This is a genomic window from Brakhagea baltica, assembly GCF_052161605.1.
In the GTDB taxonomy this organism is placed as follows: domain Bacteria; phylum Planctomycetota; class Planctomycetia; order Pirellulales; family Pirellulaceae; genus JBKCUI01.
In genome coordinates, this window is the sequence record NZ_CP197409.1 from 3560508 (window position 1) to 3577851 (window position 17344).

The 17344-nt window shown below is 52.2% G+C and carries 23 protein-coding genes; 18 read left to right on the plus strand and 5 right to left on the minus strand.

What is annotated here, in order from left to right:
* Positions 1-101 precede the first annotated feature (101 nt).
* The 4 genes from SH449x_RS13380 to SH449x_RS13395 are packed head-to-tail and all read left to right on the plus strand — an operon-like array spanning position 102 to position 2957.
* Complete coding sequence (locus SH449x_RS13380; RefSeq protein WP_482376586.1) at positions 102-500, plus strand: hypothetical protein; 399 nt, start codon at positions 102-104, stop codon at positions 498-500.
* Positions 497-973 (plus strand): DUF2924 domain-containing protein, encoded by a 477-nt coding sequence (locus tag SH449x_RS13385; protein WP_482376587.1) that lies wholly within the window; start codon positions 497-499, stop codon positions 971-973. The genes SH449x_RS13380 and SH449x_RS13385 overlap by 4 nt, the downstream gene beginning before the upstream one ends.
* The gene (locus tag SH449x_RS13390) at positions 970-2532 is read left to right on the plus strand and encodes a recombinase family protein (protein ID WP_482376588.1); all 1563 of its coding nucleotides are present in this window, start codon (positions 970-972) and stop codon (positions 2530-2532) included. Before SH449x_RS13385 ends, SH449x_RS13390 begins: the two co-directional genes overlap by 4 nt.
* Complete coding sequence (locus tag SH449x_RS13395) at positions 2532-2957, plus strand: hypothetical protein (protein ID WP_482376589.1); 426 nt, start codon at positions 2532-2534, stop codon at positions 2955-2957. Before SH449x_RS13390 ends, SH449x_RS13395 begins: the two co-directional genes overlap by 1 nt.
* 198 nt (positions 2958-3155) lie before the next feature.
* On the opposite strand, the gene SH449x_RS13400 is transcribed toward SH449x_RS13395, so the two are convergent.
* Both SH449x_RS13400 and SH449x_RS13405 read right to left on the minus strand, forming a co-directional pair.
* Complete coding sequence (locus SH449x_RS13400) at positions 3156-3425, minus strand: toxin-antitoxin system HicB family antitoxin (RefSeq protein ID WP_482376590.1); 270 nt, start codon at positions 3423-3425, stop codon at positions 3156-3158.
* Between the two features lie 2 nt (positions 3426-3427).
* Positions 3428-3874: a putative toxin-antitoxin system toxin component, PIN family gene (locus SH449x_RS13405; RefSeq protein WP_482376591.1), complete on the minus strand. Its 447-nt coding sequence runs from the start codon at positions 3872-3874 to the stop codon at positions 3428-3430.
* A gap of 323 nt (positions 3875-4197) precedes the next feature.
* Here SH449x_RS13405 and SH449x_RS13410 point away from each other — a divergent pair, with 323 nt between their 5' ends.
* The 4 genes from SH449x_RS13410 (at position 4198) to SH449x_RS13425 (ending at position 7503) form a co-directional block, all read left to right on the plus strand.
* Positions 4198-5400, plus strand: coding sequence for a hypothetical protein (locus SH449x_RS13410; protein ID WP_482376592.1), 1203 nt, complete (start codon positions 4198-4200; stop codon positions 5398-5400).
* Positions 5375-6571: a hypothetical protein gene (locus SH449x_RS13415; protein ID WP_482376593.1), complete on the plus strand. Its 1197-nt coding sequence runs from the start codon at positions 5375-5377 to the stop codon at positions 6569-6571. Before SH449x_RS13410 ends, SH449x_RS13415 begins: the two co-directional genes overlap by 26 nt.
* 257 nt (positions 6572-6828) lie before the next feature.
* The gene (locus tag SH449x_RS13420; RefSeq protein WP_482376594.1) at positions 6829-7107 is read left to right on the plus strand and encodes a type II toxin-antitoxin system RelE/ParE family toxin; all 279 of its coding nucleotides are present in this window, start codon (positions 6829-6831) and stop codon (positions 7105-7107) included.
* Between the two features lie 9 nt (positions 7108-7116).
* A complete protein-coding gene (locus SH449x_RS13425) occupies positions 7117-7503 on the plus strand; it encodes an XRE family transcriptional regulator (protein ID WP_482376595.1) in 387 nt (128 codons plus the stop codon).
* Positions 7504-7547: 44 nt separating this feature from the next.
* On the opposite strand, the gene SH449x_RS13430 is transcribed toward SH449x_RS13425, so the two are convergent.
* The 3 genes from SH449x_RS13430 to SH449x_RS13440 form a co-directional block, all read right to left on the minus strand.
* Positions 7548-7994 (minus strand): helix-turn-helix domain-containing protein, encoded by a 447-nt coding sequence (locus tag SH449x_RS13430; RefSeq protein ID WP_482376596.1) that lies wholly within the window; start codon positions 7992-7994, stop codon positions 7548-7550.
* 17 nt (positions 7995-8011) lie between these two features.
* The gene (locus SH449x_RS13435) at positions 8012-8242 is read right to left on the minus strand and encodes a hypothetical protein (RefSeq protein WP_482376597.1); all 231 of its coding nucleotides are present in this window, start codon (positions 8240-8242) and stop codon (positions 8012-8014) included.
* 116 nt (positions 8243-8358) lie between these two features.
* Positions 8359-8580 carry a hypothetical protein gene (locus SH449x_RS13440; RefSeq protein WP_482376598.1) on the minus strand — a complete coding sequence of 74 codons (222 nt, stop codon included), beginning with the start codon at positions 8578-8580 and terminating at the stop codon, positions 8359-8361.
* Positions 8581-8607: 27 nt separating this feature from the next.
* Between SH449x_RS13440 and SH449x_RS13445 the strand changes: the two genes are divergently transcribed.
* From SH449x_RS13445 to SH449x_RS13490, 10 genes are all read left to right on the plus strand, one after another.
* A complete protein-coding gene (locus tag SH449x_RS13445) occupies positions 8608-9297 on the plus strand; it encodes a sigma-70 family RNA polymerase sigma factor (RefSeq protein WP_482376599.1) in 690 nt (229 codons plus the stop codon).
* A 290-nt stretch (positions 9298-9587) separates the two neighbouring features.
* Positions 9588-9812: a hypothetical protein gene (locus SH449x_RS13450; protein WP_482376600.1), complete on the plus strand. Its 225-nt coding sequence runs from the start codon at positions 9588-9590 to the stop codon at positions 9810-9812.
* Between the two features lie 50 nt (positions 9813-9862).
* The gene (locus SH449x_RS13455; protein WP_482376601.1) at positions 9863-10909 is read left to right on the plus strand and encodes a PD-(D/E)XK nuclease family protein; all 1047 of its coding nucleotides are present in this window, start codon (positions 9863-9865) and stop codon (positions 10907-10909) included.
* A 20-nt stretch (positions 10910-10929) separates the two neighbouring features.
* Positions 10930-11733, plus strand: a complete 804-nt coding sequence (locus SH449x_RS13460; RefSeq protein ID WP_482376602.1) for an ATP-binding protein — start codon at positions 10930-10932, stop codon at positions 11731-11733.
* On the plus strand, positions 11730-12191 hold the full coding sequence (locus tag SH449x_RS13465; protein ID WP_482376603.1) for a DUF669 domain-containing protein: 462 nt from the start codon (positions 11730-11732) through the stop codon (positions 12189-12191). Before SH449x_RS13460 ends, SH449x_RS13465 begins: the two co-directional genes overlap by 4 nt.
* A 116-nt stretch (positions 12192-12307) precedes the next feature.
* Entirely contained in the window at positions 12308-12691 is a 384-nt protein-coding gene (locus SH449x_RS13470; protein ID WP_482376604.1) for a RusA family crossover junction endodeoxyribonuclease, read from the plus strand.
* 73 nt (positions 12692-12764) lie between these two features.
* Positions 12765-15437 (plus strand): hypothetical protein, encoded by a 2673-nt coding sequence (locus SH449x_RS13475; protein ID WP_482376605.1) that lies wholly within the window; start codon positions 12765-12767, stop codon positions 15435-15437.
* A gap of 197 nt (positions 15438-15634) precedes the next feature.
* Entirely contained in the window at positions 15635-16225 is a 591-nt protein-coding gene (locus tag SH449x_RS13480) for a hypothetical protein (RefSeq protein ID WP_482376606.1), read from the plus strand.
* Positions 16222-16440: a hypothetical protein gene (locus tag SH449x_RS13485; RefSeq protein WP_482376607.1), complete on the plus strand. Its 219-nt coding sequence runs from the start codon at positions 16222-16224 to the stop codon at positions 16438-16440. The genes SH449x_RS13480 and SH449x_RS13485 overlap by 4 nt, the downstream gene beginning before the upstream one ends.
* A 47-nt stretch (positions 16441-16487) precedes the next feature.
* On the plus strand, positions 16488-17288 hold the full coding sequence (locus SH449x_RS13490; protein ID WP_482376608.1) for an HNH endonuclease domain-containing protein: 801 nt from the start codon (positions 16488-16490) through the stop codon (positions 17286-17288).
* Positions 17289-17344: the final 56 nt, after the last annotated feature.

Consider the following 17344-nt stretch of genomic DNA (forward strand, 5'->3'; position numbering starts at 1 on the left):
TCTGTGGGACGTCGTTCAGACAAATTGCATAGATATCTCAGGGAAGCGGTTTGGTCCGGTTCGGTAGGTTGAATGCGATTAAACAAGCCTAAGGAGGTTATATGTCTGAAATGGTCTCGCCGGCGGAGCAGGTAACGCGGGTGGCAACACTTTTGGGACGAGCGGTGCTGCGATGGAAACGCGAAAAAAAACAATCGGCAGAAATCTCGGAAATCGGCTCAGACTCTCTACCCGAAGGCCTTGAGTTTAGTCCGGTTTCCTCGCTCTCTGTGACTGGTCAAAACAACGAGGCAACGGGCCTCGAAGAGACCAGTTCCAAGTCCAAGACGAATTCCAACAACCATGTGCGAGGAGCAACAAACAAAGATCGCAGCCTTGATCGTCGAAGCGATCTGGCGACACGCGAACAAGCTGGTCGAGCAACAGACGGTCACATCGAAAGAGCCGACCACGCCACCAACCGCCACAACGATGCAGAGCGACAAGGAGACCGACGATGAGTCCTGATACGAAAGTAAAGCTGGCCCAGTTGTCCGAACTAACCATCGGCCAACTCGCCGCCAAATACGAAAAGCTGTTCGGCGAGAAGTGCCGCTCTAGGAACCGAAGCTATGTCTATCGCCGAGTCGCTTGGAAGATGCAGGCTGATGATGAAGGCGGATTGAGCGAACGCGCCATTCTGCGTGCCACGGTCATTGCCGGCGAATCGCTGCTTCGGGTCACACCCCCCAAAGCCCGCAAATCCAAGAAAGAAGTCCCAGCCTCCATTCCGGCGAATTGGGACCCACGCATCCCACCTCCAGGCCAAGTGATCGAGCGTCACTACAAAGGCAAACTGCTGATCGTGATGGTTATGACCGACGGCTTCGAGTTCGAGGGCGGACGCTACAAGTCGCTGACCGCAGTTGCACGTGCCATCACCGGATCGCACTGCAATGGTTTCCATTTCTTCAAGCTAGGACAATCCAAATGAATCGCAAGAAACCTGAGGAAGATCGAAGCCGCATCCGTTGTGCGATCTACACTCGCAAATCCACTGAGGAGCGATTGGATCTTGAATTCAACTCACTTGATGCCCAGCGAGACGCAGCGGAGTCATTTATTGCAAGCCAGAAGTCCGAAGGCTGGATCTGTTTGCCCAAACGTTATGACGATGGAGGATATTCTGGTGGCAACCTCGATCGCCCTGCATACAACGAGTTGATGAAGGATATCGAGGCTGGAGAAGTTGACTGTGTCGTTGTTTACAAGGTCGACCGACTGAGCCGTTCGCTATTCGACTTCGCCCAAACCATGAAAGCATTTGATGCCGCCGGAGTTTCCTTTGTCTCTGTAACTCAACAGTTCAATACGACCAATTCGATGGGGCGACTGACACTGAACATTCTGCTGTCCTTTGCACAGTTCGAGCGTGAGATCATCAGTGAACGCATCAGCGACAAAATCGCGGCCCAGCGACAAAAGGGTTTATGGTGCGGTGGACAGCAAGTGCTCGGCTACGACGTCGATCGCTCTTCGACGAGCCCCAAACTGGTCGTCAACGCACAAGAAGCAGAGATGGTTCGCGAGATCTTTGATTCCTATCTAAAACTGCGGTCGCTTTTACCAGTGGTCCAGAAGCTAGATCAGCTTGGCTGGGCCAACAAAACCTGGCTGACTCGCAAAGGCCGTTACAAAGGTGGTCGACCTTTTGACAAGTGTTCGCTGCACGCGTTGCTAACCAACATCATTTACGCCGGCAAGATCAGGCACAAGGACAAGATTTACGATGGCCAGCACGAGCCGATTATCAGTCAGAGCGTATTTGATAAAGTGCAAACAATGTTGAAAGAGCATGGACGTGGCAACGGCAATCGTTTGGTCAATCGCCACAACGCACTGTTGAAAGGGCTTCTTCATTGTCCCTCCTGTGGATACGCCATGGTGCATTGCCCCACCAAGAAGAAAAGCAAAGTCTATCGCTATTATGTTTGCCAAACCGCCATCAAACGCGGGCACAGCCAGTGTCGCACCGGCTCGATCCCCGCGCCGGCGATCGAAACAGCGGTTGTCGAATCGTTGAGATGCATCGTTGACGACGAGGGAGTGCGACGAGCCGTTTTTGAACAATCGGAGCAATTGCTACAGCAGCATCAGCAACGGCATGACTTGCAGTTACGCCAGCTATCAAGCCAACGCTCGCGCGACGAGGCGGAGCTCAAACGTATGGCCTCGAATGGTGAGACGAGTGATCTAAACGACGCCAGACGCCAAGATCTGAAGACGCGGCTTGCTAAGACCCAGGCCCGCATTGTCGAGGTTGAAAAAGACCTTGAGCAATTAAAGCAATGTCGCTTCGATCGAAGTGAAGTCGAGGAAGCGGTAAGTGACTTCGATCGACTCTGGGCCATCCTTCGCCCGAAAGAGCGAGTACAACTTTTGGAGTTACTGATCTCGCGCGTTCAATACGATCGATTCGAGGGAGCCTTATCGATCTCGTATCACCCAACCGCAATCGCTGCACTGATCCAGAATGACGAAGAGGCCGCTTGATGAATACGATAAAGAAGAAGCTTGTTCTCAACTGCACCATACGGGAGGAACGTCAACAGTGCGATGAACCAGAACTGGCTGGCCCTTTGCCACGGATCACACGCCTGATGGCTCTCGCTATTCGCTGTGACGAACTGCTACGCACCGGCAAAGTTCGCGACCTCGAGCACCTCGCCACCATCGGCAACGTCAGCCAACCCCGCATTTCGCAAATCCTCAGCCTGACGATGCTCGCCCCCGATATCCAAGAGACTCTCCTATTCCTGTCCCGTCTTTCCAAAGGCAAAGCTGAGATACACGAGAAGCGACTGCGTCCGATCGCAGCGATGCTCCGCTGGGAAGACCAACGGAAGGCGTGGAGGCGAATTTGCGACGAGGTTGGCCTTAAGAGGGATGCTCGGGCAGAGTCTACCAATCAAATCTAGGATAATTCTTATCCCAGTTTTTATGGCAAAAATCTCACTTTTCCAAAAATCTGCATCTGGCTGTGACCAGAGTTGTCATAGGGGGGCAATTCAATAATTCCAATACATTAATCAAAGCTAGCAAGCTGGAGACGCTGGTCTTTTCGAGCCCCAAGGATGCGTTTCATCAAGAGTGGAAATAAGCCATCTTGAATCAGATTATCGATTCCCAATCGCTTGTTCAATCTCAGCCGGAGTTGGCTCGGGACCGGCTTTGGTTTTGGTCATGAAGTCCATGACTCTCGCATGAAGTTTTTCGCGATCGATGTTGCTCAATCGGTCTCCCATCATCGCGAGAGTTTCAGCTTGTGCGACAGTCGCTGCAAGCGTTGCGTTGATGTAGCTGTTCAGTGATACACCCTGTTGGCTGGCCAGTTGTTGGGCCTTTGCTTTCAGGTCATCACGCATACGCAATGAGAGTGTTGCCATGATTACGTTTCCAATTCGAATAGCGTGGCGAGGTCATTGGGTGTCATTACTTCCCACCCATACTTTTTTAGGTCTGGTTTTGCAAAATGCCGAACGTTGTAGGTCACAATGATTGCGGAAGCAGCAATGGCGGCTTCGATGAATTTATTGTCGGCTTCGTCCATCAAGTTTGGACGCCAACTGAACCGAAGTTGAGTTTGGTGAGAGAGCGAAATGAGCTCAAGCACCAAATCAGAACTCTGTTTCGGGCTCAGTCCAGTTAGCTGCCGCACCGACGGCCGCAACAATACATCCTCGTACTCTGCCACGATTCCCTCAGTCAGCATGATTGGAATTTGGCCCCGCAGCACTCCCATCAAGACTCGATAGGCGGCGCTGCGTTCATGGCGACAGGCGCCAGCGACCAACACGTTCGTATCAAGTACAAGAGGAGGGCAGTTTTTTTCCAAGGCATTTTCCGATGAGCGAAGCAAAGTGATACCACATTGTGCTACATCTAGACCGAGTTGTCAACGTTGTTTTCTCCTAGCCAAGTACGCGAAACAGGATGTGAAACGAAAGAGTCTTCCGATCAAGTCAAGAAAAATTCCTATCCCGGTTTTTCCTGCAAAACTTTCACCTTTCCCGAAATTCGCATCCGGCTGTGACCAAACGTGTCAAGGAGGTAGCGTTCAATACTTCCACTACATTACCTAAAGCTAGCAATTTGGAGACGCTGGTCTTTAACGAGTCCCAAGGATGCGTTTCATCATGAGTGGAAGAGTGATCGCCTATGCCTACTTACAACCCAAAGAAACTCGGTGAACCAGAGGTCATCCGAGAAATCAACCCGACTGTTCTTTGTACTTTCCTGAAGCCGTTTGAGGGTTACCTTCGGACGCGTGGACTCGAGGTTAGAGAACCAAGCCGTATCGACAATGCCACCATCGAGAAACTGGTGGACATTCTCATCAACCCGACGATGAAGACACCGCAAGCACTGCTCAACGCCGTCTTTTACGTCGAGGAGATGTCGTCGCCTTTGGCTGCTGACTCATTGCTCAAGCTCGCGCGGCAAGCTGGCATGCCGTTCGATGAAAACGGCAAACACTCGCTGGCCGATGTTGTCATGCAGGTCTGGTTGTTTGACTCGAAGATGGTCGAAGCTCAGCACGCATGGCAGACCTGGAAAACGCCCAGACTCATGGAATGCTTTCAGCCTGTCCAGTCGGCGGGAATAGCTCCGATCACGATCACGGAAGATCGACTGAACCAAGCCATCAAGGATGCCGGCGATTGGTTTGCCAAACACAATCGCGGTCGCAAGCTGTTTATGACTCCTCGCGTCGTGGACAACGAAATTCAGATCAGCATTCAGCGCGGCGATCCGTTCCGTCGCAAGCCCACGATCGATGAAGATGGCATGGATACGGTCACCTTTCGCGAGGCTCGGAAGGACACGATGATCTATGACCTGAGCGAAGAAGTGCTGATGCTCAATTCGAGCTTGAAGAGCACATACCCTGTTTACTGTCGCATCTTCGGTAATCTGTTATTCGACGATCCGCAATACTTCGGTATCTACTCGCGTTATACACTCGCACCGCTGTCGGAACTTGGTGAGGATGCTTTGTCACCAGGCGAAATCGATGCCATCGAAGAGATTGTCTTGCTCAACTACCGAGTCCGGCTGGGGGGACCATTCAATCGTTATATCATCCACGGAGCGGATGACTTTTTTGCAGACTTAAAATGGCGTGGAGGAACGTTTCATGCAGAGGGGCCACTAGATCGTGCCAACTTTCGGATCAAGTATCGACACGTCAAGGCACGACGCGCTCTGACGTTGTATACAGGAAGTGAAGCATCGTATACACGCGATGAACATTCTCGTCACATTGAGGACTGGCTGTTGCTACGACGGTTTGTCATGAAGACTGGTGCAAGGGCGGCAAAAGGATCGAACAAGTATGAGCCAACTGTGGCGAGTTATTGAGGAATCGCCATTGCTCATGGAGGTCAAGGATGTTTGGCGTGAGCGGCTCGAAACGGAATTCGAGCCGTTAAGCCGCTTTCTCGAGGGGACGAACATCGTTGCGTCACGATTGCCAGGTCGCACGCCATGGTCATCGTTCAAGGTTGTTGAGAGCGATGACCACTTCGTGGCTTTCTGTGAAAGCACTGGCGATTCCAGAGTCGTCCCACGCACCGATGTGATTTGCCATCAGCTCAATACGAGGCAACTCGCAGCGGAGTTGAATGCTGCGCTGAGTCTCGGCCGAAAGCCCGAATGGCTGGACAGGAGACGACGAGTTTGGTTCCTGGGAAATTTACCGCTGGAGCTTCAGTCGAGGCCGGTCTACATGTCGCTGTACATTGGAAGCGACTTGATCACCGAAGCACTACACGTCGCATCTGGCCACGCGAGATCGACGTTTCTATTGTTGGATCTCAACAGCAAACGACGTGACCAGAAGTTCGAAACGAGTGCGAAGATCCTCGACTGCAAACCAGTCGAGATCGAACAACTCATCAACGTGACCGGAGATGGACGTCTGTTGGCCAAGGCGAAGTCACGAGAGCTCATCGCATCGATACTGGGTGTGACGCTTGAAAGCCGCTTGTCGGGCCACGTCTTCCAGCGCAAAGGCAAACACCGGATGCTCGCGTTCAACAGCGAGGTCGAGATCACAGCGGAAACGAACGGCACTTGGTACATCGAGCAACTGCTCGCCAAGCCGAACATTGCATTTCGTTGTACGCACCTTGAAGCGTTGCAGGCGGGCTTGGCCGAGGAGACTTCCACCGGTTCACTCGGCGAAGTGGTCGACATGGAGACTCTCAAAGGCTATCGCGATCGCTTGCAGGAGATCGACGAAGAGTTTGAGGAAGCAACCAGCTTCAACGATCCGGCGCGACAGGAGAAGCTTGGCGATGAACGCCAGGCCATTCTGGATCAGATCAAATCGGCCCAAGGCCTCGGTGGACGGGTTCGCCAGAAGTTCGACGCCGAGCGTTCCCGGAAGACGGTCTGCAAAGCGATCTCACGAGCCATCGAAGCGATTGAGAAGGTGCATCCCGAACTGGGACTGCATCTCCACAAGTCCATCAATCTCGGCCTCGAGGTAAGCTACAGCCCTGATGTCGTCATCGACTGGTTGTTCTGAGAGATCCTTCCATCCGCGAGTTCGGCCGGAGTGTTTTTTGCTGTGTTTTCGAGATTAACCGTCAAAAACGGCTAAACTCTTCAGCTCAATCCACTTTTTCTCAATTGACCATATACCGTATCCGATATACACTTAAGGAGGTCGATATGCCGCGAAAAGCTAAGACGTAACCTCAGGAGCCTAGTAAACCCGAGCGTAAACCGCTGGTTTGGTTGAGCGGTGAGGTAAAGACACCACCCTTTACTTCTGAAGGTCGAATGGAGGCGGGTGAGTTGTTGCGAGCGTTACAAGAAGGACAAGCCTTAAGCATGCCTCATGCGGAGCCGCTACCAACGGTCGGTCCGAGATGCGGTGCTTTGCGAGTTCGTGATGCTGGTCAAAACTGGCGGATCATGTATCGGATCGATGCAGATGCGGTCGTGATTTTGGAAGTCTACGGGAAGAAGACGCGAAAGATCCCTGACGAAGTGAATGATCGGTGTAAAGACCGACTGAAGAAGTACGATGCGATAACAAAGTCAGCAAAAGCCAAGTGAGGTATTGTGATGGAAACCAACAAACGAAAAGCACTAGTCGCCGCAGGTTGGGCTGTTGGGGATGCCGCTGACTTCTTGGAGATGAGTGAAGCAGAGCGACAGCTTCTTGATGCTCGTACTCAAATGGCTGCAGCAGTCCGTGAAGCTCGTGTGATATCGAATCTTTCGCAAAAGGAACTCGGGAAACGGCTTAAAACTAGTCAGCCAAGAATCGCCAAGATTGAACGAGCCGCGCCTGATGTATCGTTGGATCAACTCATCCGTGCCTTCGTTGCAGCTGGCGGAAGATTGGACGTTCAATCTAAGTCAGATAGTCAGAAATCTGCAAAGAGGAAGTCCAAGACTGCGGGTAAGGTCGCAAAACGATTCATTTTAGAAGCCTCTGCTTCCAAGTGAAAATAATGTTCAAGGCTTTATGCCTGGCTGCAAACCGAGAGCGGTTAATATCCCATTTGTAGTTCTTGAGCTTCATCAGCCAGTTCCTGAAGCGCATCTTTGCTACAACTTTCCTGCCTTTTCTTATACTCGAGCAAATCAATAAGTTTGATAAGTCGACTCTGACCAACTTTGCGATGGCAGATGTCACCCGAGTCGAGCACTTGATCCAAATAGGATTTCGAAACATTCAGTATGTCTGCTGCTTCTTGATTCGTTAGCTCCTCGTCCATCGGTATCAACTTAAACGGCTTCCCTTCTGACATCACCGAGAGGACTTTGGTCAGCACGGCGACCACGGCATGCGGAATATCTACAGCCTCAACGTTGCCCTCACGCTGCAACATAAATTGCGAATCTGGCAAGATTCCACGGGCAAGTGCTCGGTTGAAAGCCCTTGCCTTTTCGGCATCTTTTTCAGATGGAACGAAAGTCTCGTCGACAAATTCCACGTCAATCTCCTTGATGTTCAATCGGTCTGATCCGTAACGCCAGGGCCTAAAGACCGGTCTTGTTTCTGATCGAACTCGGCGCGTGCTTCGGCAGCAGTTAGGCGGACAATCTTACCGTCTCGCCAAATCACGATCTCGGTCCCGGTCCGCTCAGCAACTTCGATCGCCTGTCGACCTGCATCGCGACATGCGGCGGCGACTCTCTCATCCATAGACATCGATAAGCGATCTGGATTGGCTCTACTCATTATCCCAGCTTCTCGTTCGGTTCATTAGCCGCGCGCGGAAGCATCCGCGTCATCGCCCCCCCTGGTACGGGTTGTCTTCGATTCTACCTTCTTTCGTTTGACCTTAGAAGAAACGCCTATCGAATCATCCAGGGGTTCGGGCGACGCCAGGATTTATCAAAAAACATGGCAATTTCCTCACTTTCCAACTTGCGACACGTTCTGTCGCGTTGCGACACGACTTGTCGCGGCTCGTCCTCGGTTGAGAGGACGTGAATCGCCCGACTGACCGTTACCTGCGTTTTCCGCGAGTCGGTCTCCGGCGCATTTCTGGTATCGGTCTGAGCGGCTGTGGTCATGCCATTCCTCCAACCGGAGGAAGAAAATTGACTGCGTCTGAATACCAAAGCCGGATGGTCCCCTTCGCGATGGAATTGGCAAATCGCATCTCGCTGCGTCTCGAACATCACAACTCGCTGACGTCGTTTGAGATCGAGGACATCGAACAAGAGCTCCTCACCTACGTTCTCGAACGAGCCTCGCAATTCGATCCGGCCAAAGGAAGCATCGAAGCTTTCGTAACACAAATGATGCGGACGGCCGCCGCTAGTCTCATCCGTGGATCGAATCGGCGACGCAGCAACCCACCGCCAGGGCGCGTCGTCGACTCGCTTTCGAAGATGGTCGAAGGGCCCGATCGCAAGTCCGAGGAACTGAACCGTGGACTCTCTTCCGCCGATGGCACACGCCGTCGCCAGACCGAGCCACGCGACCCTCTTCGTGACGTCGAGTTGGCTGATGCCGTTGATCATCAAATCAACACTCTACCCCGCCACTACCGTCGCATCGCGCGGCTTTTGCGAACTCACAACCAAAACGAGATCGCAAACAAACTCGGTTTATCGAAACGAAAAGTTTCGCAGGTTTTAGCAGGGATTCGCGAGCATTTTGCGAGTGTCGACTGGAGTGAATCCGGATTTTTTTGGGACGTCGTTTCTCCGAATTGCATAGCTAGTTCTGGAGAGGACAACGCTTTTCAAACCAGCCAAGAATCCGAGATGGAGAAATCAGCATGAGCGCACCCGCCATGAATATCGAACAGCGCGTCACCGTCTCGCTCGCTTTGCAGCGATACCTGCGAGCGGTCGAACGCTTCGAAGCCGCTTCCAACGAGTTCAACTAATCCTGCCAGACGATTCGCCAAGCTCTGCCTCGTGAAAGCCGCTTCGTCGCGAACATCTCGCACCAGCACTTTCTGGTGACCAGCGATCAAGAAGGCAACTTCGAGGTCGAGGAAATCGAAACGGTTTGATTCCCCATCTCTCTTCAACCTCTTGGCCTCACCTCCTTGAAAGATCCACCGACCATGTCAAAGCGACCTCTACCCCACGAACCTGGCGATCGGGCGTGCCTGAAATGCAGCGAAACCTTTCGTTCGAAAAGTGCTGCCAACCGAATCTGCAAGAAGTGCTCGCGAATCAATGCATCTCTGAATGTCAGCGAGGCGCAGCTTGCTCGGGAACGAGGTGCAAAACGCCTCAATGGCCTTCTGATCGAAGAACAAGAGATCTACGAAATGAGATTCTTCTAGATACCAACTTATTCAGTAAAAACCTTCAAGACTAGTAACTCCGAGCACCCATGTCACAAGTCATAACCCCAATCGAAGCGAACGATAAGACGCTGCTGACCTATTCAGCACTCAACACGTTTCGTAATTGCCCTCGCAAGTACAAGAACCGTTATCTCGATAATCTCCGGCCGCGTGAGCGAGTGGAGGCGTTGTCGTTCGGTAGCGTGATCCATACAGCCATCGAGCTTTGGTACAGGTCGACGGATGCCGATTCGCGGCTACGCGATGTCCTCGCATCGATCGACGAAGCTTACGAAAACCGCAACACCGATCCCCATCAGATGGCTCAATGGCACCTTGCCACCGCGATGATTCGTGGGTACGCCGATCGTTATTCAACCGAAGAATTCGAAGTTATCGAAGTGGAAAAGGAATTCGTCGGCGAGATCCGCAATCCCGACACTGGTCGTCAGAGCCAGACGTTCCGTATTGCTGGCAAGGTCGACGGCATCGTTCGCTGCCACGACGGTCTGTATTTGCTTGAGCACAAAACGGCATCAAACGTTGATGCGAGCTATCTCGACAAACTGTGGACCGACACGCAAATTGCCTTGTATTGCTACTACCTGCGGGAGTTGGGCTATCCGATTATTGGGGTGATCTACAACGTACTGCTCAAGAGTCGGCTCAAACAAGGCAAAGGCGAGACTCAGGAAGAATACGAGATCCGCAAAGCCGAGCTAGCTGCCAAGAACAAGAGTGGCAAATCAACGGCCAAGCGCCAGCTGCCTGAAACGGACGATGAGTTCCAAGCACGCCTCGTCGAGTGGTACTCGCGTCCCGAAGCGTTTCATCGGGAGTTCATTTATCTCTCCGAAGATCGACTTGCCATGCTGCAAGACGAAGTCTGGGAGATCACCCAGCAATACCTCGATGCCCGCCGGCGCGGCAAGTGGCTGCTCAACACTTCGAACTGTTTCTCATACCAGCGGCCTTGTGAGTACTTGGCTTATTGCCAGTCGGGATTCAATCCAAACGTTGCTAACAATTTGTATGAGATAGCTCTTCCTAACGAAGAGCTATCCCGTGTTGATTCTGAAGCACCCCAATTCTGATTTGAAAGGAATGATAAACAATGACAATTGCATTACCTACTGAAGCAACCAAGCCTGTGACCGAGCTCGACAAGCAAACCATTTTGCTCTACTCAGTTCCAAAGTTAGGAAAGAGCACAATGGCCTCGAAATTTCCGTCGGCGATCTTTTTCGAGTGCGAACCAGGTCTAAATCATTTAGAAGTTTTTAAAGTTCCAACGTACAAGTGGGACGACTTCCTCGAAGCCTGCAAGCTAGTGGCTAAGGGTGACCACAAGTTCAAAACGATCGTGATCGACACCGTCGATAATGCGTTCAAGATGTGTTCCGACTACGTCTGTGCCAAGCACGGCATCGAGTACGAAGGGGACATGGGACACGGCAAAGGCTGGGCTCTGGTCAAGAACGAATGGCATCGTGTGCTGACTCGGTTGGCCAGTTTGCCATACGGTTTGATCCTCATCTCGCATGCCGTCGACAAAACGATTGAAACGCGCACCGGCGAGTACACCAAAACCACTCCGAGCTTGCCAGATCGTGCTCGCAACGTTGTGTTGGGCCTGGTCGACATCATCCTTTATGGCGACTCGGTCTCACGTAAAGACGCCGCCGGCAACATCGTAGTCGATCGCGTGCTCCGAACTAAGCCTCATCCTACTTACGAGGCTGGCGATCGGACCGGTCGGTTGCCTGAGATGCTGCCGCTCGATTATGCCGCATTTCATTCGGCGTTTACCGGAACCACTTCGAATTCAACCGCACAGAGCCCTGCGCCTGGAAAAGGCCCTGTTGCTTCTTCTTCTACTCCGGGCAGCACCCCAGCAAGAAAGGCTGTTAAGCAATGAGCGATTACGAAGAATACGAAGACGCCAACCAATTCGTGGATCTGTCGTCGTTTGATGAAGAGTTCGCAACAGCGGAAGCACCAGAATATGACGAGGTCCCGGATGGCAAGTATCAAGTACGCATTGAGTCGGTAAAACTCGAGAGCAGTCAGAAGGGCGACCCGATGATCAAGTTCGATTTGCAAGTGATGTCGGGTTCACAAGCCGGCCGTCACATCTTCAAGAATTCAGTCATCACGCAGGCGTCGATCCCTTACGTGAAGGGAGATTTGAAAACGTTGGGCTTGGAACTCTCCAAGTTCAGTGAACTATCCGGGCGACTTGAGGAACTGCTCGATGTGACCTTGGAAGTCACGAAGCGGACTCGCGGTGATTACACCAACGTCTACTTCAATCGACGCATTCGTCTCGCGACCACTTCGAGCGGTGAGATCCCATCAGAGGACATGCCGTTCTGATCCCAGGTGGCTTGATTTCGCACGGGTGCGGCTGGGACGGGACAAGCGAATGAGTCGGTGTAAATCGGCCGTTCGCTCCGTCCCGGCTTTTTCTATTTCAGTACAAGGAAGCAAGGATGGTTACCGAGCTCGAACTTCCGTTTCCGCCAAGCATCAATCACTACTTCAGCTATTACCAAGGACGTCCGGTGCTGTCGAAGGATGCGCGAACCTATCGCCACCAGGTTCGACGAATCGCGATTGCAAAAGGCATCAAGCCCTTGATGGGACCAATAGCGATACGCATTGATATTTGGCCGCCAGACAATCGCCGGCGCGACTGTGACAATTCACAAAAATCAATCTTGGATGCGTTGCAGCATGCCGGCGTGTTCTGGGACGATTCGCAGGTGGTTTGGCTGCTTTCGATCAAGCATGAATCGCAGCCGAGCGGAACGATCAAGGTTCAGCTCGTCGATGCGGAGTCGCAGACGCTTTCTCCGGCCATGGAGCTCACATAGCCATGTCGCAAGTCACTCGTTTCCATCGTTTGATTTTCAAATATCGACCCATTCGAGAAAGAGGTGACACAGCTTGAGTCACCCAGCGATCACCTTATTAACGACTCTGTTCGAGCCATCGGACCTAATCCTTTTTCGTCCCGTGGAAACATGGACGGAAGGGGGACGAAAGCGGAGCCGTGTCGATTATGGCAACGTGTGCTACCGGCCAGCCAAGGCAACGACACTTGAGCAAACGTTGACTCGGCTGGAAACAAGTTCCGAGTCGGAGCGTACGAACCTGTTTTTCAGCGTCTGTCCACGAGTTGGTAATAAAGGACGATTCGACCTAGCTTGGCAGATTCGAGTTATTCGCTGCCTCTGGGCTGATCTCGATGGATGCGATGTTGCTCAGGCTGTACAACGTTGTGCTTCACAATCGATCCCCACGCCGACAGCGATCGTAAATAGCGGCAACGGTGTGCATCTGTATTGGCTTTTGGATCGTCCCCTTCTGATCGACGATGTTGGCGATCCACCCCCAGTCGAAACGGAATGGTCCATTGGAAGCGACGGACGTAAGAAACCAAGGCGATATATCCTTGATGGCAAGGATCGCGTTTTCTTGGATCGACGCCATCATTTGACCAAAACAAGCCCTAAGGCTCTGCAAGCCCAGGATCTACTGACAGGCATCGCAGCGGCGATCAACGCCGATCATACTACCGACCTCACTAGGTTGCTCCGGCTGCCAGGCACCTTGAATCGAAAAGATCAACGCAACGGTCGCGAACCGATAAAAGCAGAACTAGTTGAATGCGACGGCAACCGTCGGTATCCAATCGATGCGTTTCTGAAGTTTGCCAAATTGTGTGATGCCACGAAACGTCAGCGGCAGATTGAGGCGATGCCATTGCCGGCCGTTCGCAAGCTATCGGCTGGTAAGTCCGACAAACTCTCAGAACTCATTGCTGCCTGTATGATCGCTCCGGACGGTTCTCGATCGGAGGCTGACTTCGCGGTTTGCTGCTTTGCGATTCGTAATGGAATTGCCAAGGATGAAGTTTGGACACGGCTACAATCGGTCGGCAAGTTCGCCGAGCAAGGTCGCCGCTACTTTGATTTAACCTGGGAAAGTGGTGAGTACGATGTGCGCACCACTTTGTGCGATCGCTTACAGAGGCGTGTTCCCAAGGAAAGTCCAACTATTGCTGAGTCGCCTGGCGACCAAATTGCTGATGAACCCGAAGAAAGAAAAATTATTACGATCGACTCGCGATCAACTCCTGTCGCCTCGACCATGGACCATATCACCGAGCGATTACTTGCCACAGGCTCTTGCTTCAATCGGGTGGAGCAATTGGTTGTGGTGCGAGAGCAATCGATTTCGCCAGTGCTCTCTTCTGCAGAATTAACAGGGCTGCTCAATCAGTACGTTGAGTTCTACTTCGTTAACGACGATGGAGGCGAGTACAAGCCTCTGCCAACATCTTATGCGAACACATGGCTTAATAATGTCGGTCAGCGCGAACGTTTGCCCGCTATTCGATTGTTTAGCCACAACCCGATCTACACGGAAGACTGGCGGCTGGTCAGTCCCGGTTTCGATCCCCAGTCTGGCTTCTACTATGCAGGTCCACATATTGAACCGGTCGAAGGAACTAAACATCTCGACGCGTTGCTGCGCGACTTCTGTTGGCGTAAACCGGTCGATCGTACCAATTACATTGGCATCCTCCTAACAGGTCTGCTGGTCTCACGTTTCATCGGCTCCAAGCCAGCGGCTCTGTTTAACGGGAATCAGCCCGAGCTAGGGAAATCGGTGCTTGCACAGATTTTGGCTATTCTCCGTGATGGCCATCATGTCGAAACCGCTTCCTACAATGCAAATGACGAGGAATTCGAGAAGCGTCTGGGAACCATCGTAAGGCGTGGCGTCACGACCATCATCATAGACAACGCCAAGGCTCGTGGCCGCAATCCCAAGATCGATTCAGCCTGCCTCGAGCGCTCAATTACCGATCCGATTCTGTCGTTTCGTCTACTTGGCTTTTCCCAAGAGATCCGCGCTGAGAATTCGCATCTGTTTTGCATCACGGCCAACTCGCCTGATGTAAGTCGCGACCTTATCACACGCTGCGTGGTGATCAATCTGGAATACGAGGGAGATCCACAGAAGCGTTCCTTTTCAATGGACGATCCGGAGGCGTACGTTCAAACGCATCGGCTTCAGTTGCTCGGCGAACTCGTGAACATGGTCGAACGCTGGAAGGCCAGCGGTATGCCTCTGGCCAAGGTTCAAACGCGTTTCAACAAGAAGGGGTGGGGCAACATCATTGGCGGCATTCTGGAAGCCAACGGTGAACCGGACTTCATGATCAATGCAGACGATGCAGCCAGTGAGATGGACGAGACTCGACGGCAATTCGAAGAGCTCATCGCTTTGCTTGCAGAGCATCCACAAGGACTATGGTCCGCGTCTGAGTTAACAGACCTTGCCAATAGAAACTTTTTGCTGCAAGCAGAACTCGGCGATGGTACAGCCCGTTCGCAAACAACACGTATGGGCAAGCTCTGCGGTCGTTTTGTCGATGAGAGAATCAAGATATCTGAGGACAAGTACGGTAGGTTTAGGCGAAGCTACGACGGCCAGTATACCAAGTATCAGGTCTTCAAAGAGTCGGCCCAAGACGGCTTCGCAATACGGCCGGACATCAAGAGTGGGCTTTCAACCAACGTCCGTGGACAGGAGCTGTTTTTGTCATGATCGGGGGCATTTATTCATTGTTTTTACCATTTACAACGGCAACTGAGATCGCAGCGATCAGGGCCTCCGGACGTTCAGGTTTTTTTCCGGACTTAAAGAATCGGAAACGTCCTACTTCCACACCCAGCAAATCCATTCGTCAGTTAGTACGTTCCGAACGTTCCGGACATTTACTCCGAGTTAACTGTTGGGAAGGAATGAGACATGAAATTTACACGTATGTAATCGGTATAGGGAAACGTACGGGACGTCCTAACGTCCGGAAAGCCAGCGAGCCATCTGTTTTCTCTACTTCACAATCGAAAGGCAACCTCGGTATGCATCATGCATTTGCGTCTCGCCCCACCTCCTACAACGGCGTCCAGTTCCGTTCCCGCTTAGAAGCACAATGGGCATGCTTCTTTGATCAAGCGAAATGGAAGTGGGACTATGAGCCAATGGACCTCGTTGGCTGGACGCCAACCTTCCGTGTCGAGTTTCCATGCGGTCATTCCGAGTGCTCTGACACCCATGTGCTTTTGATCGATGTGCAGCCGTTCGATCACATCGCGTCGTTTGCTGGCCGTCGTTGTATGGACTTCGCATTCGGCGCGAGCTGCAAGCCAAACGGCGAAGAGGAAACGATTCCTGCTGATGCATCAGCGGCATTCGGTATCAATCCCGACGTGACCTACTGGCAGATGGGTCACGGCGCGGGCGGTGGCGTTGAGAACGTTCGCAACTGGACGCCAACGGATGCCCACGAACTCTGGAAGGCAGCAGGCAACATAATTCGAGGTTGCTCATGAGTAACCAATCGAGAACGCAAGTCATCGCACACGTTCGCGTGTGTCGCAATCGTTGCACCTCATTCGAATGCAACGCCCAGCCAGCACGAGAACGCGTCAGTGAGCCAACAGTGGCCCCCAAAACGCGTCTGCCACAGTGGCACTCGCTACCAAACATGCTTAGGTACTTCCGGCCCGAGACCACCAATCTTGGGCCGCGGGAACAGCCGCGCTAGATAGCTCAGTTTGTTTTTGTCCGGATTTTATTTTGAAAGGAGTTTCGATGAATGAATTTAACAGCTCAATGGAAGATTGCCCTGAGCGATGCTTTGGCAGGTGCGAAAACGAAAGCAGCACAGTCTCGGAAAAGGAACGATCCCTGGAGGCAAACGCTACTCTGTCTATGCACAGCACAGCGAATACGGTCTCAGCGTCGTTTGAAATGCGCGTATTCGAGCAAGTCAAACAGCTCGAAATGTCTGACTTGGAAGGAAGCTCTAATCAAGGCGAGAGTAGACCAGCGAACGAGGGTTCTGAGTTCGCTCAACCGAGGGACCTGGGAGTACGCGCTGAGCATCAGAGTATCGGGGATTCGACTCAGGGACATTTAGATTTCGGCCAGATTGTACTTCGGCCATCACAGCTCAAGCGGCTGATCAACGATGCAGGCCTCGGAAATGTTCTTAACGAACGGCAATTGCTCCGGTATCGCAAAGAAACACCACAGATCGAATCTGAGAATGGTGGAATCAATTTGATTCGCTTTGTTGCTGCACTATGTCGGCGGCGTACCAAGGGTGCACTGGCATCACATCAATCCAAGCTCTCGCTCCCAGACCTATACGCGCTTCTCGAGGAACAGAACTATCGGTGCGCATTAACGGGTGACGTGCTAAGTCCAGATGATGTTGCGATCGATCACATCGTCCCAATCTCCAGTGGTGGAGACTTCAGCATTGAAAACTCGCAATTGGTTTCAAAAGCAGCCAATCGAGCAAAACACACCTTGTCACAAGCCGCTTTTATTTCGCTTTGCAAGCAGGTTGCGGATAAGCAACGAATGTCACACGCAAACGAGCACTAGCAGTGCGATTCCACAAACCACTTTAACTAGTACATCAAATTAACCCCAAAAGGATT